Source organism: Microbacterium sp. 4-7 (assembly GCF_014332665.1).
Lineage (GTDB): Bacteria > Actinomycetota > Actinomycetes > Actinomycetales > Microbacteriaceae > Microbacterium.
The window spans coordinates 516452-538341 of record NZ_MCRH01000003.1 but is presented as its reverse complement, the minus strand read 5'-3'; the positions used below and the strand labels follow the sequence as shown (position 1 = coordinate 538341).

General features: G+C 68.0%; 19 protein-coding genes and 2 tRNA genes. 9 read left to right on the top strand and 12 right to left on the bottom strand.

Annotated features, from left to right (window positions below; all coding sequences use genetic code 11):
* Positions 1-24 precede the first annotated feature (24 nt).
* Both BEP68_RS06635 and BEP68_RS06630 read left to right on the top strand, forming a co-directional pair.
* Positions 25-573 carry an ArsR/SmtB family transcription factor gene (locus BEP68_RS06635; protein ID WP_072591187.1) on the top strand — a complete coding sequence of 183 codons (549 nt, stop codon included), beginning with the start codon at positions 25-27 and terminating at the stop codon, positions 571-573.
* Positions 570-1817, top strand: coding sequence for an MFS transporter (locus tag BEP68_RS06630; protein WP_187249555.1), 1248 nt, complete (start codon positions 570-572; stop codon positions 1815-1817). The genes BEP68_RS06635 and BEP68_RS06630 overlap by 4 nt, the downstream gene beginning before the upstream one ends.
* A 52-nt stretch (positions 1818-1869) precedes the next feature.
* Here BEP68_RS06630 and BEP68_RS06625 read toward each other — a convergent pair.
* Positions 1870-1942 (bottom strand) — tRNA-Glu (locus tag BEP68_RS06625).
* 153 nt (positions 1943-2095) lie between these two features.
* Here BEP68_RS06625 and BEP68_RS06620 point away from each other — a divergent pair.
* Positions 2096-2734, top strand: coding sequence for an MBL fold metallo-hydrolase (locus BEP68_RS06620; protein ID WP_053095878.1), 639 nt, complete (start codon positions 2096-2098; stop codon positions 2732-2734).
* Position 2735: 1 nt separating this feature from the next.
* Complete coding sequence (locus BEP68_RS06615) at positions 2736-3614, top strand: aminoglycoside phosphotransferase family protein (protein ID WP_187249554.1); 879 nt, start codon at positions 2736-2738, stop codon at positions 3612-3614.
* On the opposite strand, the gene pepN is transcribed toward BEP68_RS06615, so the two are convergent.
* On the bottom strand, positions 3611-6094 hold the full coding sequence (pepN, locus tag BEP68_RS06610) for an aminopeptidase N (RefSeq protein WP_187249553.1): 2484 nt from the start codon (positions 6092-6094) through the stop codon (positions 3611-3613). The genes BEP68_RS06615 and pepN overlap by 4 nt on opposite strands.
* Before the next feature lie 82 nt (positions 6095-6176).
* On the opposite strand from pepN, the gene BEP68_RS06605 reads away from it, so the two are divergent.
* Positions 6177-6623: a MarR family winged helix-turn-helix transcriptional regulator gene (locus tag BEP68_RS06605; protein WP_187249552.1), complete on the top strand. Its 447-nt coding sequence runs from the start codon at positions 6177-6179 to the stop codon at positions 6621-6623.
* A gap of 35 nt (positions 6624-6658) precedes the next feature.
* Positions 6659-7516 (top strand): 3-hydroxyacyl-CoA dehydrogenase, encoded by an 858-nt coding sequence (locus BEP68_RS06600; protein WP_187249551.1) that lies wholly within the window; start codon positions 6659-6661, stop codon positions 7514-7516.
* A gap of 6 nt (positions 7517-7522) precedes the next feature.
* On the opposite strand, the gene BEP68_RS06595 is transcribed toward BEP68_RS06600, so the two are convergent.
* The gene (locus tag BEP68_RS06595; RefSeq protein WP_410054838.1) at positions 7523-8482 is read right to left on the bottom strand and encodes a DNA topoisomerase IB; all 960 of its coding nucleotides are present in this window, start codon (positions 8480-8482) and stop codon (positions 7523-7525) included.
* Between the two features lie 194 nt (positions 8483-8676).
* Here BEP68_RS06595 and BEP68_RS06590 point away from each other — a divergent pair, with 194 nt between their 5' ends.
* Positions 8677-9519: a hypothetical protein gene (locus BEP68_RS06590; RefSeq protein ID WP_187249550.1), complete on the top strand. Its 843-nt coding sequence runs from the start codon at positions 8677-8679 to the stop codon at positions 9517-9519.
* Between the two features lie 52 nt (positions 9520-9571).
* Here BEP68_RS06590 and BEP68_RS06585 read toward each other — a convergent pair.
* Positions 9572-9643: transfer RNA gene (locus BEP68_RS06585), tRNA-Gln, on the bottom strand.
* A gap of 149 nt (positions 9644-9792) precedes the next feature.
* On the bottom strand, positions 9793-11298 hold the full coding sequence (gene gltX / locus BEP68_RS06580; protein ID WP_187249549.1) for a glutamate--tRNA ligase: 1506 nt from the start codon (positions 11296-11298) through the stop codon (positions 9793-9795).
* A 173-nt stretch (positions 11299-11471) separates the two neighbouring features.
* On the opposite strand from gltX, the gene BEP68_RS06575 reads away from it, so the two are divergent.
* Positions 11472-12716 carry an acyl-CoA dehydrogenase family protein gene (locus BEP68_RS06575; RefSeq protein WP_187249548.1) on the top strand — a complete coding sequence of 415 codons (1245 nt, stop codon included), beginning with the start codon at positions 11472-11474 and terminating at the stop codon, positions 12714-12716.
* Positions 12717-12803: 87 nt separating this feature from the next.
* Here BEP68_RS06575 and BEP68_RS06570 read toward each other — a convergent pair whose 3' ends face one another.
* The 6 genes from BEP68_RS06570 to BEP68_RS06545 all read right to left on the bottom strand — a co-directional run bounded on the left by BEP68_RS06570 (position 12804) and on the right by BEP68_RS06545 (position 19488).
* A complete protein-coding gene (locus BEP68_RS06570) occupies positions 12804-13568 on the bottom strand; it encodes a class I SAM-dependent methyltransferase (protein WP_187249547.1) in 765 nt (254 codons plus the stop codon).
* Positions 13565-14821 carry an MFS transporter gene (locus BEP68_RS06565; protein WP_187249546.1) on the bottom strand — a complete coding sequence of 419 codons (1257 nt, stop codon included), beginning with the start codon at positions 14819-14821 and terminating at the stop codon, positions 13565-13567. The genes BEP68_RS06570 and BEP68_RS06565 overlap by 4 nt, the downstream gene beginning before the upstream one ends.
* The gene (locus BEP68_RS06560; protein WP_187249545.1) at positions 14818-15594 is read right to left on the bottom strand and encodes a fumarylacetoacetate hydrolase family protein; all 777 of its coding nucleotides are present in this window, start codon (positions 15592-15594) and stop codon (positions 14818-14820) included. The genes BEP68_RS06565 and BEP68_RS06560 overlap by 4 nt, the downstream gene beginning before the upstream one ends.
* A 78-nt stretch (positions 15595-15672) precedes the next feature.
* Entirely contained in the window at positions 15673-16773 is a 1101-nt protein-coding gene (locus tag BEP68_RS06555; protein ID WP_187249544.1) for a branched-chain amino acid aminotransferase, read from the bottom strand.
* Positions 16774-16833: 60 nt separating this feature from the next.
* The gene (locus tag BEP68_RS06550; RefSeq protein WP_053095867.1) at positions 16834-17877 is read right to left on the bottom strand and encodes a 3-isopropylmalate dehydrogenase; all 1044 of its coding nucleotides are present in this window, start codon (positions 17875-17877) and stop codon (positions 16834-16836) included.
* 75 nt (positions 17878-17952) lie between these two features.
* Entirely contained in the window at positions 17953-19488 is a 1536-nt protein-coding gene (locus BEP68_RS06545; RefSeq protein ID WP_187249543.1) for an MFS transporter, read from the bottom strand.
* A 112-nt stretch (positions 19489-19600) separates the two neighbouring features.
* On the opposite strand from BEP68_RS06545, the gene BEP68_RS06540 reads away from it, so the two are divergent.
* Positions 19601-20146: a TetR/AcrR family transcriptional regulator gene (locus BEP68_RS06540; protein ID WP_187249542.1), complete on the top strand. Its 546-nt coding sequence runs from the start codon at positions 19601-19603 to the stop codon at positions 20144-20146.
* A gap of 72 nt (positions 20147-20218) precedes the next feature.
* On the opposite strand, the gene serA is transcribed toward BEP68_RS06540, so the two are convergent.
* Positions 20219-21823, bottom strand: a complete 1605-nt coding sequence (gene serA, locus BEP68_RS06535) for a phosphoglycerate dehydrogenase (protein ID WP_187249541.1) — start codon at positions 21821-21823, stop codon at positions 20219-20221.
* Positions 21824-21890: the final 67 nt, after the last annotated feature.

Here is a 21890-nt window from a genome sequence, read left to right as displayed (position 1 = left end):
GGAACCGGTTCTAACGTGACGTTCATGGAAGACATCTCGGTCGTCACCGCCGTGCACCACCCGCTGCGCCGACGCATCTACGACTACCTGCTGCTGTACGGCACATCGCAGGTGACGGCACTCGCCCGGTCGCTCGATGCGCAGGTCGGCAGCATCAGCCATCATCTGCGCATGCTGGAGCGGGCGGGCCTCGTCGAGCGCGCCGAGGACCCGTCGGGCGACCGGCGCACGAGCTGGTGGAAGATCGCCCGTCGCGGCCTGACCTGGTCGGCGGAAGACTTCGCGGACTCCCCCGCCGACGCGCTTCTGGCGCGCGAAGCGCAACGGCAGAGCATCCGGATGCAGATCGAGCGCCTCCAACGCTGGCAGCGCCGGCACGATGATCCGGCCGTCGCCGGCTATGACGCCTCGAACACCGAGACCACGGCCTGGGCGACGCCGGACGAGCTGCGCGACCTCAGCTCGAGGCTGTCGGCGACGCTGAAGGACTGGCGCGACTCGGTCGATCTCGAAGACGGGCAGCAGCGGACACCGATCTTCTTCTTCGCGCACGCCTTCCCGACGACACCATGACCGCCGCAGACCCTGTGCAGCTCGTCGAGCCGCCGGCGTTCCGACGAGACCATCGAGTGCATGCGTGGATCCTCGTCAAGGCGCTCTCGGACGCGGGCGACGCCCTGTGGACGATCGCGCTGGCGTGGACCGCCGTGCAGACGGCCTCGCCTGCGGTCGCAGGACTCATCGTCGCCGCCGGCACTCTGCCTCGTGCGGTCGTCCTGCTGTTCGGCGGCATGATCGCCGACCGCGCGGACGCGCGCCGAGTGATGATGCTGTTCAACGCCGTCCGGGTGGGCGTTCTCGTGACGGTGGCGCTCTGGGTGCTCTCCGCGCCGCCCACCGTGGGTGTGCTCCTCCTCGCCGCCACCGCATTCGGCGTCTGCGACGCCTTCTACGAGCCCTCGGCGGGCACCGTCGCCCGCCAGCTCGTGCGAGCCGCTGACCTGCCGTCCTACGGCGCTCTCTCGCAGACCGCATCGCGACTCGGAACGATGGCCGGCGCGGCCGTCGGCGGTGTGATCGTCGCGTCCGCGGGCCTCGTCGGAAGCGCGGCGGTGAACGCGGTGACTTTCACCGTCGTCATCGCGTTCATCGCCATCTGGCTCAGACCGCGGTTCCTGCTCGCACGGGCAGACCGACAGTCCGCTCTTCGCGACATCGCGGGTGGATTCGCCCACCTCGGCGCACATCCGACCACCCGCACGCTCGTCATCGCCCTCTCGGGGCTCAACCTCGCGGTCGGTCCGGCCGTCGGGATCGGCCTCGCGCTCCGAGCACACGACGAAGGCTGGGGCGCGCCGGCTGTAGGGCTGTTCGAAGCTCTGTTGGGACTCGGCGCGGCGATCGGCGCCGTGTCCGTCGCCAGGTGGCGGCCTCGGCGCGAGGCACGCGCGGGATTCCGTGCTCTGATGCTGCAGGGAATGGCCATCGTCGCACTCGGCTGGGGTCCCGCGTGGAGTGTCGGAGTCGCTGCCTTCGTCATCGGTGCGACCGCCGGCTACGCATCGGTGCTGCTCAGCGCCACGTTCTCGGCAACCGTCGACACCGCGTACCTCGGCCGCATGAGCTCCATCACCCGGTTGGGCGACGACTGCCTGATGCCGCTCGCGATGGCCGCGTTCGGTCTGCTCGCGTCGACCACCGCGCTCTGGGTTCCCTTCGCCCTCTTCGGTGGAGCGATGACGGCATCGATGGTGGCGCCGTTGGCCAACCCCGCGTTCCGGAGCATGTCGCTGCGTACAGCCGTCGGATCCACATGATGGATGCGGAGACGACGAAAGCCCTCGGAGAACCGAGGGCTTTCGCTTGTTGTGACCCCAGCGGGATTCGAACCCGCGTTACCGCCGTGAGAGGGCAGCGTACTAGGCCGCTATACGATGGGGCCGTCTGGCGGAACGTTTCCGTGCCGCGACAACTGTTCAAGTATGCCACGACGATTCTCACGTCGCCAAATCGAGCGGGGCGGTCTTCAGATCCCGGGCGTGGCGCACCTGCCGAGGGGTTTGCCACGGCGCCCCTGAAGGAGTTGACTCATCTCATGCGCGTCACCAAATTCGAACATGCCGCTCTTCGCATCCAGCAGGGCGATGACGTCCTTCTCCTCGACCCGGGCTCGTTCACCTCTCCCCTGAACGATCTCTCGGGTCTCGTCGCTGTCGTGATCACTCACGAGCACCCCGACCATTGGACCCCCGAGCACCTGGATCGGATCCTGCGCGCAGCCCCCGGCACCCCGATCTACGCCCCGGCGGGCGTCGCGCGCGCCGCCGACGGCTATGACATCTCCGTGGTCGCTCCGGGCGAGACGGTGGAGGTCGGTGCGTTCACGCTCCGCTTCTTCGGCGGCACGCATGAGGTGATCCACTCGTCACTGCCGGTGGTCGAGAACGTCGGCGTGCTGATCAACGATGTCTTCTACTATCCGGGCGACTCGTACGCGATCCCCGAGGGCGTCGAGGTCGGCACTCTCGCGGCACCGCTCGGCGCGCCGTGGCTGAAGATCGGCGAGGCCATGGACTACGTCCTGGCCGTGAAACCACGGCGGGCGTTCGGCACTCATGACATGACGCTGTCCGTCGCGGGCAAGACGATGCACCGGCAGCGGCTGCAGTGGGCGACCGAGCAGGGCGGCGGCGAGTTCTCGATACTCGAACCGGGCGACTCGCTCGACATCTGACGTGGCGGACTCCCCCTCTGCCGAGTACTCGCTCAACGAGGGCGGCGTACGAGATCTCCTCCGAAGCACGGACCCCGCCCTCGCCGAGCTTCCGCTGAGGCTGTTCGCCGACGGCTGGGACAACTCGATGTGGCGCCTCGGCTCCGAACTCGCCGTGCGGCTGCCTCGACGCGATCTCTCGGTGCCGCTCATCACCCACGAGCAGCGTGCCCTGCGCACGATCGGGCCGGCTCTCGCCGCCGTCGACATCCGTGCGCCCGTCCCCGTGATCGTGGGCGAGCCGAGCGCGCACTTTCCGCGACCCTGGTCCGTTCTGCCCTGGATCCCCGGAACGACGGCGCTCGCCTCCTCCCGCCCGGACAACGCGACCTGGGCGCCCCGACTCGCGGACGCCCTGCGCGCGCTGCACGTGGCCGCGCCGGTCGATGCTCCCCGCAACCCGGTGCGCGGACGCGCCCTGTCCACTCGAGACGCCGCTATTCGGCCACGTCTGGACGCGTTCGACCGCCGGACGGCACTGCGCGACGCCTGGGCCGCGGCACTCGCAGCGCCGCCCGCATCGGAGCAGGTCTGGATCCATGGCGATCTGCACCCGGGCAACGTGCTCGTCGCCGACGGCACGCTCACCGCGCTCATCGACTTCGGCGATGTCACGGTCGGCGACCCCGCCTACGACCTCGCCTCGGCCTGGATGCTCTTCGACGCCTGCGGCCGAGAGGCATTCCGGCGAGCGACGAGGGAGCGTTACGACGACGCCACCTGGACCCGCGCGAGAGGCTGGGCGGCGTACATCGCCCTCGTCCTGATGACTCAGAGCGATGACAGGCCCGAGTACTTCGCCGTCGGAGCGAGCACGGCCGACGCGCTCGAAGAGGACTAGCTCTGCGCGGCTCGAACGCGCAGAGCTCGAGCCAGGTGGTCGCGCTGTTCGATGACGATTCGGCGCAGAGCGGCGGGCGCCGTGTCGTTGTCCGCGAGCCACGCATCCACGGCATCGAGTGTGGGCGAGGCGGGGAAGAGTCCGACCACGAGGCGTTGCGCCAGCTCGATGCTCCGTGTCGCCCACGCATCGCCGATCCGCCCGAAGTACTCGGCATCGAACCTCTCGATGAGATCGCGGCGTCCTCCGGCTCGGAACCCGCCGATCACCGCGTCGAGATGATCGTTGCTGAGCGATCCGTCGTTCCACGCCGCGTCCCAGGCGGCAGCCCGGACGTCCGGTTCGGGACGCGAGGCCAGGGCCCTGCGGGCAGCGGTGCGTCCGCTGCCCGTGTCGTCGGACTCCAGCTCCGCGGCCACCGCATCGGCATCCGCGTGTCCCGTGGTGACGAGGGCGGTGAGGAGCTGCCACCGCAGATCCGGGTCGATCGTGAGCCCGTCGGGGGCATCGCCATGCAGGATCGCGCGGATGTCGTCTGCACGCACATCGTCGAAAGCTGATGCCGATGCGAGCGCACGCGCCCAGGAGAGCTGTGCATCGCTGCCGGCATCGGATGCCTGGAGCGCAGTCCACGCGGTCTCGACCCATGCTGTCAACTCGCGCTGTCGCGCGTCATCGCTCGCGTAGTTGCGGATCGCGAAGAGCGTATTCGCGAGGATGCCGGCGAGAAGGCCGATGTTCGACTCCCGCGGAGCGTGGGCACGAACGATCTCGGCGTACCGAGCGACCGCGAGCTCGCCGTCGCGGGTGGCGTTCCAGAGCGATGACCAGATGACAGCCCTGGCGAGAGGATCGTCGAGCGAAGACAGTGATTCCCGCACCGTCGCCAGAGAGGCGTCATCGAGACGCACCTTGGCATAGGTGAGGTCGTCATCATTGAGGAGCACGAGATCCGCAGCCGGGATGACGACCGGTGTCCGCTCGTCGTCGATGTCGAGCGCGATCTGATCGCGACGGACGACCCTCCCGTCGACACGATCGTAGAGACCGATGCGCAGGCGGTGCGGCCGAGGGTCGCTCTGCATGACGGCGGCGCCGCCGTCGGCATCCCGCTCCACCCACAGCGTCGAGACCCCGGTGGTCTGCAACCAGGCACGCGACCAATCGGTCATGTCCCGCCCGGAGACCGCACTCAACTGCACGAGGAAGTCGTCGAGGGTCGTGTTGCCGAAGGCGTTCGCCGCGAAGTACCGCCGCGCGCCCTCGAAGAACGCCTCGTCGCCGACGAACGCGACGAGCTGCTTGAGCACGGCGGCACCCTTGGCGTAGGTGATGCCGTCGAAGTTCAGCTTCGCCGCCTCGAGATCGGGGATGTCCGCGACGATCGGGTGCGTCGTGGGCAACTGGTCCTGCTGGTACGCCCACGCTTTGCGGTTCGCAGCGAATTTCACCCAGGCGTCGTGGAAGCGCGTCGCCACCGCCGAGGCGTGCGAACCCATGTAGTCGGCGAACGACTCCTTGAGCCACAGGTCGTCCCACCACTTCATCGTGACCAGGTCGCCGAACCACATGTGCGCCATCTCATGCAGGATCGTGTTCGCGCGAGCGGCACGCTGGGCATCCGTGGCGGCCCCTCGCGACAGGTAGGACTCTGTGAATGTCACGAGGCCGGGGTTCTCCATCGCGCCGAGGTTGTATTCGGGCACGAAGATCTGGTCGTACTTGCCCCAGGGATAGGGGTAGGCGAACGCGTCGGTGAAGAAATCGAGACCCTGGCGGGTGATCTCGAGGATCTCGTCCGACTCCAGGTACTGCGCGAGGGACTGTCGCGCGAACAGGCCCAGCGCGATGCGCTGATCGTCGCGCTGCCACTCGCCGTCGACTCGAGCGTAGGGTCCCGCCGCGATGGACGTGATGTAGCTGGAGATCGGAAGCGTAGGAGCGAACTCGACACGTTGCACGCCGACGCCGGCGTCGACGCTGACCGCCGCCTGGTTCGACAGCACCTGCCAACCCGCCGGAGCATCGATCACGAACGTGTAGGGCGCCTTGATGTCGGGCTGCTCGAAGCAGGCCATCACCCGTCGCGCGTCGGCGGGCTCGTACTGCGTGTAGAGGTAGGTGCGGTCATCGACCGGGTCGTGGAACCGGTGCAGGCCTTCGCCGGATCGGCTGTAGCTCGCGACAGCCTCGACACGGACGACGTTCTCGGTCCCGAGGCCGCTCAGCTCGATGCGTGACCCGTCGTAGACGACATCGCGGTCCACGCCGTTGACGACGACCCTCTCGACGCGCTCTCCGATGAAGTCCACCCAGGTCGAGTCCGCCGTCGCGGTGAAATCCAGGGTCGTGGTCGTGGAGAACCCGCTGCGTGCCCGCTCCGGTGCACCCGTGAGGTCGAGTTCTACGCGGATGCTGCGCACGGAGACGGCGGCGGATCGCGCCGCGGTCTCCTCTCGGGAGAGATTGGCTGTGTCCATGCCTCCATCCTTTCATCCGCGTTCCCGCCCTGCGGAACCCACGTACGTTGCATCACGCAACAGAAGAGCGTAGAGTTGCGCTATGCAACATGAGACCGGGTCAGACAAACGCCGAACCGACAGCGCCGCCGTCCTGAAGTCGCTCGTCGCCATCACGCGGCGCGGCCTGGTCGACGCCCGCGCGGGAGAGCCGACGCTCTCGATGACCGACCAGTCCATCGTCATGGCGATCGCCGACCAGCCCGGGATCCGGTCGACGGACATCGCCCGGATGTTCCGGCTGAACCGCTCGACCGTTTCGCGTCAGCTGTCCGCACTCATGTCCCTCGGCCTCGTGCAGGAGACCCCTTCGAACTCCGGACGCGGCCGACCGCTCGAGCTGACCGCCGAGGGCGAAGAGGCATTCCGCGGCACACTGCGATCGCTGCAGGACGTCATCGACGCCCATCTCGCGCAGTGGACGGATGACGAGGTGCAGCGCTTCGCGCGTGATCTCCGGCGTTTCGACAGCGGCGACGAACAAGCTTGACCACGGCCCACAAGGCCACCAGAGGAAGAAGAGAAATGAAGAACATCACTGTTCTCGGCACCGGCGTGCTCGGATCGCAGATCGCGTTCCAGACCGCCTTCCACGGTTTCGACGTCGTCGCATACGACATCGATCAGTCCGCGCTCGATCGCGCGGCCGAACGACTCGAGGGTCTCGCCTCGCGCTACGTCGCAGACGGCGTGGAGAATGCCGCTGACGGCGGCGCGAAAGCCGCGATCGACCGCATCCGGCTCACGTCCGACCTCGCGGATGCAGCCGCTGCGGCTGACCTCATCATCGAGGCGGTGCCCGAGAACCTCGAACTCAAGCAGAGCATCTACCGGACCCTCGCCGATGCCGCACCGGCGACCACGATCTTCGCGACCAACTCCTCGACCCTCCTGCCGAGCGCGCTCGCGGAATCGACGGGTCGCCCCGACCGGTTCCTCGCCCTCCACTTCGCGAACGAGATCTGGTTGCACAACACCGCCGAGGTCATGGGAACCCCCGCAACCGACCCCACCGTCTACGAGACGGTCGTCGAGTTCGCGACGCAGATCGGGATGGTCCCCATCCAGATCAAGAAGGAGAAGGCGGGCTACCTGCTGAACTCGCTGCTCGTGCCCTTCCTCCAGGCCGGGGCCGAGCTGCTCGTCGACGGCATCGCCGAGCCCGCGGACATCGACGCGACCTGGCGGATCGGCACGGGCGCGCCGGCGGGCCCCTTCGAGATCTACGACATCGTCGGTCTGACGACCGCCTACAACATCTCGCGCATGGGCGGCGAGAAGCAGCAGCGCTTCGCAGACCTGCTCAAGGAGCAGTACATCGACCACGGCAAGCTGGGGGTCGCGACGGGCGAGGGGTTCTACACCTACCCTCGCGAGAGCTGACGCCCCTCACCGCCCGAGGAGCTTGCGGATGGCAGTCTCCGGCGACACCGACAGGTCGAGAGTGCGACCGCGCGCGTAGAGCCGGAAGACCCGCGGGTCGATATAGCTCCCTCGGGCGACCGCGAGAGTGTTGCCGAGCGCCGACGCCGTGGCCTGCACAGCGAGGCGCTCGGCGCGCCGTCGATCGGTCTTCGTCTCGAGTCGGCCGATCCGCGCCAGCGCGTCCGCCGCGAGGATCGTACCGTGCAGCGTGCGGAAGTCCTTCGCGGTGAACGACGATCCCGCCACCTGCCGTAGATAGTCGTTGACCTCGCTCGAGGTGAGGCGCACCCGGCGACGGCCCTTGCGATAGGCGAGCAGCGGAGCCTTCGACGAACCGACGGCGAACTCCGACAGCGCCTCGGCGAGCGGCGCATCGGTGATCTCGATCGAGGCGAGCTGCTTGCTCTTCGCCGGGAAGCTGAGCGCGACCGTACTCCCGTCGATCCGCACGTCCCGTCGCCGAAGCGTGCTCAGGCCGCGACTGCCGTGTTTCACCAGGTAACGCTCCGAGCCGATGCGCAGTGCAGCGTCGTCCAGCAGCCGGAAGGAGACGGCGAGGGCGCGTTCACGTGTCAGTCCCGGTTCACCGATGGCACGGGTGACCTTCGCCCTGGCGGCGGGCAGCGCCTCGGCCAGTTTGAGCGCCCGGGCGAACTTGCGCTGATCTCTGCCGGTGCGCCAGAGGGGATGGTAGAGATACTGACGTCTGCCCGCATCGTCTGTGCCGACCGCCTGAATGTGGGCGAGGGGGTCGGCGGCGATCCACACGTCTTTCCACGCGGGAGGTATCGCGAGGTCCCGGATGCGCTCTCGATCGGCCTCGGCCACGGGCGTGTTACCGGCATCGACGTATCGGAAGCCGGAGCCCGATCGCACGCGTCGAATTCCCGGCGTCTCGCCGGGGACGACTCTCGTGAGTGCCATTGGCATCCTCCCTGTCATGCCGCGTCGGGCATCTGCGATCACGATGCCCGCCCCGGCGCCGGCAGTGAAGGGCATGGCGCGACACGGGCGCGCTCTGCTAGGCGATATCTCCCTCCGGACGGCATGCTCCGTCGGCAGCGGCATCGCGCCGATCGGATTGTCCGGGCACCCGATGGTCTGCCATCCTCGTGACTATGGCGATGTCATTCGAGGAGTTCCGTGCGTCCCTGACCCGTGCAGATCTGCGCGCCCCACTCGGGTTGCAGCTCACCGACCTCGAAGCCCGACAGGTGGCCGACGATACCGCGTCCGCTCAGAGCTGGTACGCCTACTGGGTGTCGACTCAGCCGACCGCTCCCCCGCCGCCCACAGGCCCCGCATACGACGCACCTCCTCCGGCATACGACGCACCTCCTCCGGCATACGACGCACCTCCTCCCGCACACGACATAGCGCCCGTGTACGCCACGCAGGCCCCGGCGCCAGCAGGCCCGCCGATGTACCCGGGATACACGGCCGCGCCCGACGTCCCTCCGGACCGGAAGAGACGTGTCGGGCTCTGGGTGGCGCTCTCGATCGTGGGCGCTCTCCTTCTCATCGCCGCGATCGTCGTGATCTTCGCCTTCGCCACGGCGCGACACTGGACCAAGACCGATGTACCCGAGCAGCCAGAGACCTTCCGCAGCGAGGAGTACGAGACCGGGCGCTACGACGTCACGATGGACGACGTGAACCCCTGCAGCGTGAACCAGGACTGGACGGACTGCACGAACCTCATGGTCGCGACCTACACGGCAGCCTGCGTCGATGTCGAGCTCACCGAGAGCGCGACCCGCCTGTGCGCCGAATACAGCGCGGCGATAGACGAGATGAAGGCTCAGGACGGCGACGGCTACTTCGTGGCCACGCTCGGCAGCTATGGCAGCCTTCACCGGACGCCTGAGATCGATACACGTCAGGTGTCGAACGACGACTACGAGCCGGCCGTCACGCACGAAGCGGTGTGCTACCTCGGGTTCATCGGAGAGTGCGAGTAGGCACGCATCCAGTAACGACAAAACCCCCGCCTGAGCGGGGGTTTTTGTCTTGCTGGGGTACCTGGACTCGAACCAAGAACAACGGAACCAGAAACCGCCGTGTTGCCAATTACACCATACCCCAAGGGCGAAACCGGAGTCTCGCACCGAGAGTCAAGCTTACCCGAGCCGCGGCCCTAATGCCAAAACGCCGCCGTTCGTCCGGGCGCGTCGCGGGCGGAGATGACGAGGGAGAGCACTCATCGGCGACTCTCCCTCGTCGACCCTGCCGTCTCAGCCGGCCAGGAACTCCGACAGCAACCGGAGCCGTCGCAGCGACTCGTCCTTGCCCAGGAGCTCCATGGATTCGAACAGCGGTGGCGAGATGCGGCGTCCCGTGATCGCGACACGCGGAGGACCGTAGGCGACACGCGGCTTGAGCTCGAGGCTCTCGACGAGCGCCGCTGCGAGAGCCTCCTGAATCTTCTCGGGCGTGAAGTCGGTCACCGGCTCGAGAGCCACCACGCACGCGTCGAGCACCTCGCCGGCGTTCGCAGGGAGCCCCTTGAGCGCGTCGGCGTCATACGAGATGTCGTCGGAGAAGAGGAAGCCGACCATGCCGGGCACGTCGCCGAGCAACTGCACGCGCTCCTGCACGAGCGGGGCGACCCGGAAGGCGAGCACGAGCTCTTCGTGAGTCGGCTCGTCGAAGAGGCCGGCGGCCGCGAGGTACGGGATCGTCCTCTCGGCGAAGTCCTTCTCGTCGAGCTTGCGGATGTGGTCGCCGTTGATCGACTCGGCCTTCTTCTGGTCGAACCGAGCCGGGTTCGGGTTGACGTCCACGATGTCGAACGCCTCGGTGAACTCCTCGAGCGTGAAGACATCGCGGTCGTGACCGATGGACCAGCCGAGCAGCGCCAGATAGTTCAGGAGACCCTCGTGGATGAATCCGCGATCCCGGTGCAGGAAAAGATCCGCCTGAGGGTCGCGCTTGGAGAGCTTCTTGTTGCCCGTCTCGCCGAGCACGAGAGGCATGTGAGCGAACCGCGGGACGAACGTGGTGACGCCGGCGTCGATCAGGGCCGCGTACAGCGCGAGCTGACGAGCCGTGGAGGGCATCAGGTCTTCGCCGCGCAGAACGTGCGTGATGCCCATGAGCGCGTCGTCGACGGGATTCACGAACGTGTAGAGCGGGATCCCGTTCGGACGCACCACCACGAAGTCCGGGAAGGAACCGGCGGGGAAGGTCACCTCACCGCGGATCAGATCGACGTAGGTGAGGTCCTCGTCAGGCACGCGCAGTCGGAGTGCCGGCTGACGACCCTCCGCGCGGAAGGCGTCCTTCTGCTCGGTCGTGAGATCCCGGTCGTGATTGTCGTAGCCGAGCTGCTTCGCGCGTCCGGCCGCCTCGTTGCGGGCGTCGATCTCCTCCGCCGTGGAGAAGCTCTCGTACAGGGCGCCGGAGGCGAGGAGCTTGTCGATCACGCCGCGATAGATGTCGTGACGCTCGGACTGGCGGTACGGGGCATGCGGCCCACCGACCTCGACGCCCTCATCCCAGTCGATCTTGAGCCAGGTCAGAGCGTCGACGAGCTGGCGGAAGCTCTCCTCACTGTCGCGCGCGGCGTCGGTGTCCTCGATGCGGAACACCATCTTCCCGCCGTTGTGGCGGGCGTACGCCCAGTTGAAGAGGGCCGTGCGGACCATGCCGACGTGCGGCAGTCCGGTGGGCGAGGGGCAGAAGCGGACGCGTACGTCGGAGCCGCTGGCGGTCGTGGTGAGGGGGTGCGGGGTAGCCATATCCCCTCGATTCTAGTTGCCGGGTGGCGTCTCGACCTCCCCGATCGCCAGCGGTCGCGGGCCGCTCAGGAGGGGTCACCGTGGGTAACAGTCCCTCACCCTGGGTAACAACCCGCATTCGACGCCGACGCGCTCCTATCGTTGCCGCATCGACCAACCGGAAGGGTGACAACATGACAATCACGGATGCAGTGACGACAGGCCTCAGCGATCGCTGGCGCGGCACGCCAAGACCTCAGACCAGCCTCGAGTGGATCGACCGCGCCGAGGAGGTGGCCGACATCCTCGCGGTGGACGCCGTCGAGCGGGACCGCGCGAATGCGACCCCTCGGGCCGAGGTCCAGCTGCTCAAGGACTCGGGGCTGGTCACCCTGCTCGGCCCTCGCGCCCACGGCGGCGCCGGTGAGAGCTGGGACACCGCCTACAAGGTGATCAGGGCGGTGGCCCGCGGCGACGGGTCGATCGGACAGGTCCTCGGGTATCACTACCTCTGGGCGTGGGCGGCCCGTCTCGTCGGAACCGAAGAGCAGATCGCCGCGGTCGAGGAGCTGTACACCGCGAACGACTTCGTCTTCGGCGGCGCGGTCAACCCGCGCGACTCCGACTTGGCGATCCGCGAAGACGGCGATGATCTCGTGTTCTCCGGGCGCAAGTCCTTCTCGACGGGCGGCCAGATCTCGGACCTGACCGTCCTCGAAGGCGTCCTCGAAGGCACCGAGACGCACATCTTCGCGATCGTCCCCACGGCTCAGGAGGGGATCGTCTTCGGAGACGACTGGGACAACCTGGGGCAGCGACTCACCGAATCGGGCTCGGTCGAGATCCGCGACGTCCGAGTCCCCTGGTCGGCGGCAGCCGGCTTCGTCGACCGGGTGTTCCGCCCCTTGACCTACAACACTCTGAACGTGCCGACCATCCAGCTCGTCTTCGCGAACTTCTACCTCGGCATCGCACAGGGTGCCCTCCAGACGGCATCCGCCTACACGCGATCTGTGACCCGCCCGTGGCCGTACGGCGGCGATGACAAGCAGCACGCGACAGACGAGTGGTATCTGCTCGAAGGCTATGGCGAGCTGGCATCGAAGCTGTGGGCCGACGAAGCGCTGCTCGATGCCGTGGGCGCCGAGATCAGTGCGGTGCTGCACGCCCCGCGCGAAGAACTCACTGCACGTCGACGTGGCGAGATCGCCGTGCGCATCGCGGCGGGGAAGCTGCGCATCGTCGACGACGGCCTGGAGGTCGCCACGAAGATCTACGAGCTCACCGGCGCCAGGGCCTCGGCCAACTCGGTCGGCCTCGACATCTTCTGGCGCAACCTGCGCACGCACAGCCTGCACGACCCGATCGCGTACAAGAAGCGGGAGGTCGGCGACTACGTGCTGCGCAACGAGGTGCCTGAGCCGACCTGGTACACCTGATCGCCGCGATTCAGGTGCTCCTCGGTGCCGCGCTCACGGAGGCGGTCGCGGCACCGGGGAGCCCTGGGTATTCTGCCCTGGGCGGTCTCAGCCTCGCGGCGCGACGGCGACCGCCGCAGAATGCGCCAGCGGCAGGCGTCCGGCGATCGACCGCTCGGCGCACACGAACTCGAAGGCCGCGCGGAACGAGCGCCGACCGGCGTCGTCGAGCGCACGGTAGAACTGACCGGCTCCCCCGACGCCTCCCTCGGCGGACGCCCACAGCGCAGTCGCATCGGCCGACCACGTCCAGGTGATCTCAGACACCTGCGGGCGCGGCCAGCCCGCGTCGTCGAGCATCCTCGCGAAGCCGTCGACGGTGCGCTCGAAGTCCTTCTCCGGCGGCAGTCGCTCCCCCGTCGCAGGAATGAGTGCCGCACGCTCGCACACCTCCCGCCAGAGCCAGGTGGGCGAGTTCGTCCAGATCGTCGCCGACACCAGATCTACGGAGACGCGGAGGAGCTCCGCCGCGGATGCTCGGGGGTCGGCGACGTGGTTCAGCACGAAGTTCGCGACGACGACGTCGAACTGGCCGTCCTCGAAAGGCAGGTCAGGCAGCGTTCCGTCGCGCACCGGAATCTCGGGATGCTCGCGCAGCGCGACGTCTCGCATCGTCGGCTCGGGCTCGCATCCGGTCGCATCCCAGCCGGCATCGGCGAATGCGGCCGTGAGCATTCCCGTGCCCGACCCCACGTCGAGCAGCGTCCGTTTCCCAGGGGTTCCGAACGCTCCGAGCAGGGCCTCCGCGGTCCCGACGCAGAGCGACGCGTAGGAGTCGGCGTATGCGCGCCCGGTGCCCGTCCAGTCCTTCATCCGCGCGAGCGGCCGAGCGGCGACAGCGCGACGATGGCGATGACGATCACCGATGCCGCGATCCCGAGCCCTGCGTACTGGAAGTTCGCGAGCACCACACCCGCGAGCACAGCGCCTGCTGCGGCCGAGAGGCTCATCAGCGAATCGCTGCGGCCCTGCCTGCGCGTGCGGATCTCGGGGGCACTCGACTCGGTCAGCAGCGCGGCCCCTGCCACCGTCGCCGCGCTCCATCCGAGTCCCAGCAGGATGAGAGCGACGATCACGCCCCACTCCCGATCGTTCGCGAAGACGGCGAAGGCGAGCGCCCCGCCGAGAAGGATCTGACCCAGCAGAACCACGCGCAGCCGGCCCCATCTGTCGGCGAGGATGCCGAAGACGGGCGACAGCGCGTACATGCCTCCGACGTGCAGGGCGATCGTGATGCCCACGAGAGCCGAGACATCGGCCGGGGTGGGCGCCATGCCGTGTGCACCGTGCGCCATGTGGGCGAGGTGGACAGGGGTCATCGCCATGACGGAGGCCATCACCACGTGCGAACCGGCCACCGCGAACATCGCGTAGCGCGCGACCACAGGTCGGTCGGCGACGACGGCGCCCGTCGCCTTCGCGGCCGCCGAGGCGAGCCGCTGCGCTGCCAGAAGCGGGTCGGGCCGGAGCGCCACGAGGTACAGGACGAGCGCGACGCACTGAGCGACGAACGAGAAGGCGTAGGAACCGGTCTGTGGCGGCATGCCGATCGCCGCCCCGACGATCTCCCCCGGCCCCAGCAGCAACGGCCCAGCGACACCGCCGATGGTGGTCGCCCAGACCACGATCGAGAGATCCCTTCCGCGATGCTGTGGTGCGGCGAGGTCGGTCGCGGCGAACCGCGACTGCAGATTGCCCGCATTGCCGGCGCCGATCATCAGGATGCCGACGAGCAGCAGCGGGAACACCCGCACCGACGCCGCGAGGATCACCACCGCGATGCCGACGAGTGCGAAGAGGTTTCCCAAGGTGAGGGCTCGGCGTCGGCCCACCTTGGCAGCCAGGCGCGCGAGCGGGATGGCGCACAGCGCGGCGCCGAGGGTGACCGACGCCGTCGCGAGCCCCGAGAGGGCGTCGCTGCCCGAGATGTCAGCCGCAAGCAGAGCGCCGAGAGACACCGTCGCCCCGAAGGCGATCCCGCCCAGTACCTGCCCTGTGGAGAGAACCAGCACGGTTCGCCGCTGCACCGCCGCCTGCTGAGCAGCCGTGAGGGCGACGCCGGTCATGATGCGCGCACGGCGTCGCGCACGGTGTTGCGCAGGATACCCAGTCCGGTGATCTCGACCTCGACGGTGTCCCCGGCGACGAACTCCCCCACACCTGCCGGCGTACCCGTGAGGATGACGTCGCCGGGCAGCAGCGTGAAGGCCGCCGAAGCATGCTCGATGATCGCCTCGACCGAGTGGATCATGTCGGTGAGCGGCGCCTTCTGCCGCACCTCGCCGTTGACGCGGGTCTCGATCGTCGCGACCGAGGGGTCGAAGTCGGTGCTGATGGTCGGGCCGAGAGGGCAGAAGGTGTCGAAGCCCTTCGCCCGAGCCCACTGACCGTCCTTGCGCTGGAGGTCACGCGCGGTGACGTCGTTGGCGATCGTGTAGCCGAGCACGTGATCCAGGGCATCCGCGGCCTTCACGTTCTTCGCGACCCTGCCGATCACGACAGCGAGCTCACCCTCGTACTCGGTCTGCTCCGAGATCGAGGGGCGCACGATGGCGTCTCCCGGGCCGATGACGGCGGTGTTGGGCTTGAGGAACAGCAGCGGCTCCTCGGGGGCCACTCCGCCCATCTCAGCGGCGTGATCGTGGTAGTTCTTGCCGACGCAGACGATCTTGGAGCGCGGGATCACCGGAGCGAGGATCACCGCGTCCGCGATCGGCACCCGGTCACCCGTGGGCTCGTAGCCCGCGAAGAGCGGATCTCCAGAGAGGACGACGAGGTCGGTGTCATCGACGATCCCGAAGAGGATGGCGTCGTCATGGCTGAATCGGGCGATCTTCATGCCACCAGCCTATCCAGCGTGATGCACGACGAGACCCCGCTGCACGGAAGCGCAGCGGGGTCTCGAGAGTACGAAGGCTCAGGCGTCGAGCCGCAGAAGCCAGCCGTGCTTGTCCTCACGGCGGCCGTACTGGATGTCGGTGAGCTCTTCGCGCAGCGACAGGGCGAGTTCGCCGAGCGGCTGCGGCTCATCGAAGCCCTCGCCGACGAGAGCACCGATGGGAGTCACGACGGCGGCGGTGCCGCAGGCGAAGACCTCGACGATGTCGCCTGAGGCCACACCCTCGCGCCACTCGTCGATGGAGATCGGACGCTTCTCCACCGTGTAGCCGCGGTCTTCGGCGAGCTGCAGCAGCGAATCGCGTGTGATCCCCTCGAGGATGCTGTCGGACTCGGGCGTCACGACGCGGCCGTCTTTGAAGACGAACACGACGTTCATGCCGCCGAGCTCCTCGACGTTGCGCTGCTCGTTGAGGAACACGACCTGGTCGCAGCCCTTCGCGCTCGCCTCACTCTGCGCGAGCAGGCTCGAGGCGTAGTTGCCGCCGGTCTTCGCCTTGCCGGTGCCGCCCTTGCCGGCACGGGCGTAGTCCTCGGAGAGCCAGATCCGCACGGGCTTCACTCCCCCGGTGAAGTACGCTCCGGCTGGGCTGGCGATCACGTAGTACGCGACCTTCTGAGCCGCGCGAACACCGAGGAAGGCCTCCTTGGCGAACATGAACGGACGCAGGTACAGGCTCTGGTCGGCACCTGAGGGAACCCAGCGACCGTCGACCGCGATGATCTCGCGCAGCGACTGGATGAAGTACTCGGTGGGCAGCTCCGGGAGCGCGAGTCGACGCGCGCTGGCCTGCAGTCGTGCCGCGTTGCGGTCGGGGCGGAACGTGTGGATCGAGCCGTCGGCGTGACGATAGGCCTTGATGCCCTCGAAGATCTCCTGGGCGTAGTGCAGCACGGACGCGGCCGGGTCGAGCGGGATGGGTCCGTAGGGCTGCACGCGCGGTCGGTGCCATCCGCCCTTGACGGACCAGCAGATGTCGACCATGTGGTCGGTGAACACGACACCGAACCCCGGGTTCTCGTGAACCTCGGCGACCCGACCGGGCGTCGCGGCGGTCAGGTTCTTGGTCACAGCGAACTCCAGCGGAGCCACGGTGGTCTCGGCGTCGATGGTCGTCATCTCGTCATCCATTCCTCATGCGGCGCGCATCCTCGCGCCGTCTCAGCCTACGCCTGTCGGTCAGAGCAGAGCAGCGATCGCGGAGCCGATCTCCGCGGTCGTGCGCGCACCCGTGCGGGTCGCGATGTCGGATTCGACGGCGGCACTCACTCGAGCGGCCTCCGCTCCGAGTCCGAGGTGGTCGAGCAGCAGCGCGACCGACAGGATCGCCGCGGTGGGGTCGGCCTTCTGCTGCCCCGCGATGTCGGGAGCCGAGCCGTGCACCGGCTCGAACATCGACGGGAAGGTGCCGTCGGGGTTGATGTTGCCCGATGCGGCGAGTCCGATGCCGCCGGTGACAGCGCCTGCGAGATCGGTGAGGATGTCGCCGAAGAGGTTGTCGGTGACGATCACGTCGAAGCGCGAGGGATCGGTGACGAGGAAGATCGTCGCGGCATCGACGTGCAGGTAGTCGACGGACACGTCGGGATGCTCGGACGCGACCTCGTCGACGACGCGCTGCCAGATGGCGCCGGCGTGCACGAGCACGTTCGTCTTATGCACGAGGGTGATCTTCTTGCTGCGACGTTCGGCGAGATCGAACGCGTATCGCACGACCCGCTCGACACCGAATGCCGTGTTCACGGACGTCTCGTTGGCGACTTCGTGCGGTGTGCCCTTGCGGATCGCGCCGCCGTTGCCGACGTACGGCCCCTCAGTGCCCTCGCGGACGACGACGAAGTCGATCTCGCCGGGATTCGCGAGCGGACCCGAGGCACCGGCGAAGAGCTTGGACGGACGCAGATTGACGTAATGATCCAGCGTGAAGCGGAGTTTCAGCAGCAGGCCGCGCTCGATGTTCGCGTCCTTCAGGCGCGGGTCTCCTGGCGTGCCGCCGACCGCGCCGAGCAGGATCGCGTCGTGTTCGGAGATCGACTGCAGATCATCGTCGGTGAGAGTGTCGCCCGTCTCGAGGAAACGGGCGGCGCCGAGCGAGAAGCGCGTCTTGTCGAACGTCACATCGCTCGATGCGGTGACCGCGTCGAGGACCTTCTCGGCCTCGGCGACGACCTCTGGGCCGATTCCGTCACCGGGGATGACGGCCAGCTTCACGACACGCGACATGACACTCCTTGCATCGGGATGGACCGGCCGACGCTCGGATGCATGCCGAGCGGGCCGGTCCTCCCAGCGTACTGGTCAGTGCGAGGGCGCCTTGCGCAGTGTGACGGCGGCGATCACCCCGGCCACGATCACCAGGCCCGCGCCGATCAGCGAGGTCACCAGGACACCCGATCCGAAGGCGGCGGCAGCCGCATCCCACAACGCGTCTCCGAGCTGCGCGGGCAGATCCTTCGCGGCAGTGTAGGCGCCGGCCAGCGTCTCCGTCGCGGCGTGCGCCGCCTCCGCTGGGATGCCGGAGGGAATCACCAGCGCCCCGCGGTAGAACGCGGTGATCAGGCCGCCGAGGACGGCGGTGCCGAGCACCGCTCCCAGCTCGTAGGCGGTCTCGGAGACGGCGCTGGCCGCGCCCGCCTTCTCGGCCGGAGCACTGGACAGGATCAGCTCATTCGAGATCGTCTCCGCCGCCCCGATGCCGATGCCCAGCACCACGAAGGCGATGATCAGCGGAGCGACGCCGTGATCCGCCGTCGTGAACGCGACCAGGAGGTAACCGGCGACAGAGAACGCGAGACCGGCGGGCACGAGCACGTGCGGTGGCACTCGCCGTGAGATCGGCACGACCGAGAGGCCGGCGACGATCATCGCGGCCATTCCGGGCACGAGCGCTGCGCCGGCCGTCATCGGCGAGAGGCCGAGGACGAGCTGCAGGTGCTGCGACACGAAGTAGAGGAAGCCCACGAGCGCCACGACGCTCAGGAGGTTCACGAGGATCGCCCCCGAGAAGGAGCCCCGGCGGAACAGCTGCATGTCGAGCATCGGGACCTCGGCTGCGAGCTGACGCCGCACGAAGAGATACCCCATCGCGATGCCGAGCAGCGCCCACGCCCCCGCAGTGAGACTGGGGCCGTCGACGGCGAGCGACTTGATCGCGTAGACGACCGGGATCATCGCTGCCATCGAGAGAATGATGCTGACGATGTCGATGCGTCCGGGGTGCGGGTCACGGCTTTCGGGAACGAGCAGCGGCGCCGCGATGAGGAGCGGGATCAGCACGGGCACGGCGATCAGGAAGACCGAGCCCCAGTCGAAGTGCTCGAGCAGGAAGCCGCCGACGATCGGCCCGAGGGCCGAGCCCGCGGAGAACGCCGACGCCCAGACCGCGATGGCGAGGCGCCGCTGATCGCGGTTCGTGAAGATCGAGCGCAGCAGCGAGAGGGTCGACGGCATCAGCATCGCACCGAAGAAGCCGAGCAGCGCTCGCGCGGCAATGAGAAGACCTGCCGTGGGGGCGAACGCAGCGAGTGCCGACACGGCCGCGAAGCCGGTCGCGCCGATCAGCAGCATCCGACGACGCCCGAAGCGGTCTCCGAGTGTGCCCATGGTCACGAGCAGCCCGGCGAGCACGAGCGGATACACATCGATGATCCACAGCTGCTCCGCTCCGGTGGGCGCGAGCGCGATGGAGATCTCGGGCAGTGCGAAGCTCAGCACCGTGTTGTCCACCGACACCAGGAGCACCGGCAGCATGAGGACGACGAGTGCCGCCCAGCCACGGGCGCCGACGCGGGGAGCATCCGTCTCTGTCGTCGGGATCGACGCAGTACGGGTCATGGAACACCTCTCAGGATCACGACGGCATCGTTACTAAACCGTCCAGATGGTATAGTAACAGAATCGTCATACGTCCGCGCTACTGTGAATCGAGACGAACAGAGGATCCCCGATGCCCCGACCTCCCCTCGCCCGCGAACGCGTCCTGGACGCCTTCGAATCGATCGTCATCGAAGACGGTGAGCGGGCGGCCACGTTGGATGCGACAGCGAAGGCCGCCGGCGTGTCGAAGGGCGGCCTCCTCTATCACTTCGGCTCGAAGGACGAGCTGGCAGCGGGCCTCATCGAGCGCCTCGATGCGCTCACCACTCTGGATCTCGAGCGGATGACCTCGGCGGAAGAGGGCCCCGTCGCGTACTACGTGCGTACCTCCGTGATGGAGGACGACGCGCTGGACCGCGTCCTCATCGCCGCCACCCGCCTGGCCCAAGGCGGCTCGGCACCCGCCGCCGACGCGCTGCGACGCAACCGCGACCGCTGGGAGGACACGATCCGTCCTCATGTGCGGGATGCCGCGAGCCTCGATCTCGTGATGCTGCTCAGTGACGGCCTGTACTTCAACAACTCGCTCGATGTGCACGGTCCCGAGCGCCTGGTGCCGAGAAGTGCCGAGCTGTCCGACCTGATCGCGCTCGTGCTGCGCGCCACCGCTCCCTGAGGCCGGGAACGACAGAGCGGGAGGAGCGACCTCCCGGCCGCTCCTCCCGCTCTGTCGGAGTCTCCCCTGCGATCAGACCTCGGTGATCTCGATCTGACGGAACAGGTCTGCGTCGATCTCGTTGCGCAGGTCGTCGAGCAGATCGTCAGAGACCGGCGAGTCGAGGGTGAGAACGCTGAGCGCCTGATCGCCCGCCCCCAGGCGCGAGATCTGCATGCCTGCGATGTTGATGCCGGCCTCGCCGAACTTCTGACCGTAGACCGCGACGATGCCGGGACGGTCGGTGTAGAGCATCACGACGTGGTGCTTCTCGATCGGCAGCTCGAGGGCGTGGTCATTGATGGCGACCAGCTTCTCTGCCTGCTTGGGACCGGTGAGGGTGCCCGACACCGACAGCTGCGTGCCGTCCGAGAGCGCTCCGGCCAGAGTGATGACGTTGCGGTACTCGTCGCTCACGTCGTCCTTGAGCAGACGGACCGCGATACCGCGCTGATCGGCGAGCAGCGGTGCGTTGACGTACGACACGGTCTCGCTGACGATGTTCGTGAAGACGCCCTTGAGCGCGGCGAGCTTCAGCACGCTCACGTCGTAGTCGTTCAGCTCGCCGTGCACCTCGACATCGAGGCTCGTGAGAGGCGACGTCGCGAGAGCCGCGAAGATCTGGCCGAGCTTCTCGACGAGCGAGATGCCGGGGCGCACATACGGGTCGATGACTCCCCCGGCCACGTTGACCGCATCGGGAACGAGGTCGCCGCCGAGCGCGAGGCGCACGGAACGCGCGACCGAGACTCCGGCCTTCTCCTGCGCCTCCTCCGTGCTGGCACCCAGGTGCGGAGTGACGACGACGTTCGGGAGGTCGAGCAGCGGACGAGCAGTTCCGCCCTCGGCCGGGGGCTCGGAGGTGAAGACGTCGAGACCCGCACCCGCGATCTCACCGGCGACGAGGGCCGCGTGCAGCGCTTCCTCGTCGATGAGGCCACCGCGGGCGACGTTGACGACGAAGGCCGTGGGCTTCATGGCCGTGAACTGCTCGGCACCGATCATGCCGGTCGTCTCCGGCGTCTTCGGCATGTGGATCGTGAGGAAGTCCGCCTCTGCGACGAGCTCGTCGAGCGAGAGGAGCTGCACACCGAGCTGCTGCGCGCGGGCCGAGGTGACGTAGGGGTCGTAAGCGACGACGCGCATGTCGAACGCGGCGAGGCGCGCGGCGACGAGAGCTCCGATGCGGCCGAGGCCGACGATGCCGACCGTCTTCTCGAAGAGCTCGGCTCCCGTGAACGAGCTGCGCTTCCACTGACCGGCCGCGAGCGATGCGTGTGCGGCGGGGATGCGACGGGCGAGGCTGAGGATGTGGCCGACCGTCAGCTCGGCGGCCGAGACGATGTTCGAGGTCGGCGCGTTGACCACCATGACACCCGCGGCGGTGGCCGCCTTGATGTCGACGTTGTCGAGCCCGACGCCCGCGCGGGCGACGACCTTGAGCTTCGGAGCGTGGGTGAGCGCCTCTTCGTCGATGTGCGTCGCCGAACGGATGAGCACCGCATCGGCATTCGCGAGCGAGGCGAACAGCGCTTCGCGGTCGGTGCCGTCGACGTTGCGAACGTCGAAGTCGGGGCCGAGGGCCTCGATCGTGGCGGGAGAGAGAACTTCAGCGATGAGCACGACGGGCTTCGGCACAGGGATCCTTCGGGGCAGCGCGACAGGGGGCCGATGCGCCGCACACCGTGGGGGCGCGATCACTTCA

Bases quoted from the DNA above. Each gene is read 5' to 3' on its own strand.
- BEP68_RS06565 (WP_187249546.1), bottom strand. From the start codon at position 14,821: ATGACCGGCGTCGCCCTCACGGCTGCTCAGCAGGCGGCGGTGCAGCGG.
- gltX (WP_187249549.1), bottom strand. From the start codon at position 11,298: ATGGCTACCCCGCACCCCCTCACCACGACCGCCAGCGGCTCCGACGTA.
- BEP68_RS06620 (WP_053095878.1), top strand. From the start codon at position 2,096: ATGCGCGTCACCAAATTCGAACATGCCGCTCTTCGCATCCAGCAGGGC.
- BEP68_RS06555 (WP_187249544.1), bottom strand. From the start codon at position 16,773: ATGACGACCATCGACGCCGAGACCACCGTGGCTCCGCTGGAGTTCGCT.
- BEP68_RS06560 (WP_187249545.1), bottom strand. From the start codon at position 15,594: ATGAAGATCGCCCGATTCAGCCATGACGACGCCATCCTCTTCGGGATC.
- pepN (WP_187249553.1), bottom strand. From the start codon at position 6,094: ATGGACACAGCCAATCTCTCCCGAGAGGAGACCGCGGCGCGATCCGCC.
- BEP68_RS06575 (WP_187249548.1), top strand. From the start codon at position 11,472: ATGACAATCACGGATGCAGTGACGACAGGCCTCAGCGATCGCTGGCGC.
- BEP68_RS06605 (WP_187249552.1), top strand. From the start codon at position 6,177: ATGCAACATGAGACCGGGTCAGACAAACGCCGAACCGACAGCGCCGCC.
- BEP68_RS06550 (WP_053095867.1), bottom strand. From the start codon at position 17,877: ATGTCGCGTGTCGTGAAGCTGGCCGTCATCCCCGGTGACGGAATCGGC.
- BEP68_RS06630 (WP_187249555.1), top strand. From the start codon at position 570: ATGACCGCCGCAGACCCTGTGCAGCTCGTCGAGCCGCCGGCGTTCCGA.
- BEP68_RS06600 (WP_187249551.1), top strand. From the start codon at position 6,659: ATGAAGAACATCACTGTTCTCGGCACCGGCGTGCTCGGATCGCAGATC.
- BEP68_RS06635 (WP_072591187.1), top strand. From the start codon at position 25: ATGGAAGACATCTCGGTCGTCACCGCCGTGCACCACCCGCTGCGCCGA.
- BEP68_RS06595 (WP_410054838.1), bottom strand. From the start codon at position 8,482: ATGGCACTCACGAGAGTCGTCCCCGGCGAGACGCCGGGAATTCGACGC.
- BEP68_RS06570 (WP_187249547.1), bottom strand. From the start codon at position 13,568: ATGAAGGACTGGACGGGCACCGGGCGCGCATACGCCGACTCCTACGCG.
- BEP68_RS06540 (WP_187249542.1), top strand. From the start codon at position 19,601: ATGCCCCGACCTCCCCTCGCCCGCGAACGCGTCCTGGACGCCTTCGAA.
- BEP68_RS06590 (WP_187249550.1), top strand. From the start codon at position 8,677: ATGGCGATGTCATTCGAGGAGTTCCGTGCGTCCCTGACCCGTGCAGAT.
- BEP68_RS06545 (WP_187249543.1), bottom strand. From the start codon at position 19,488: ATGACCCGTACTGCGTCGATCCCGACGACAGAGACGGATGCTCCCCGC.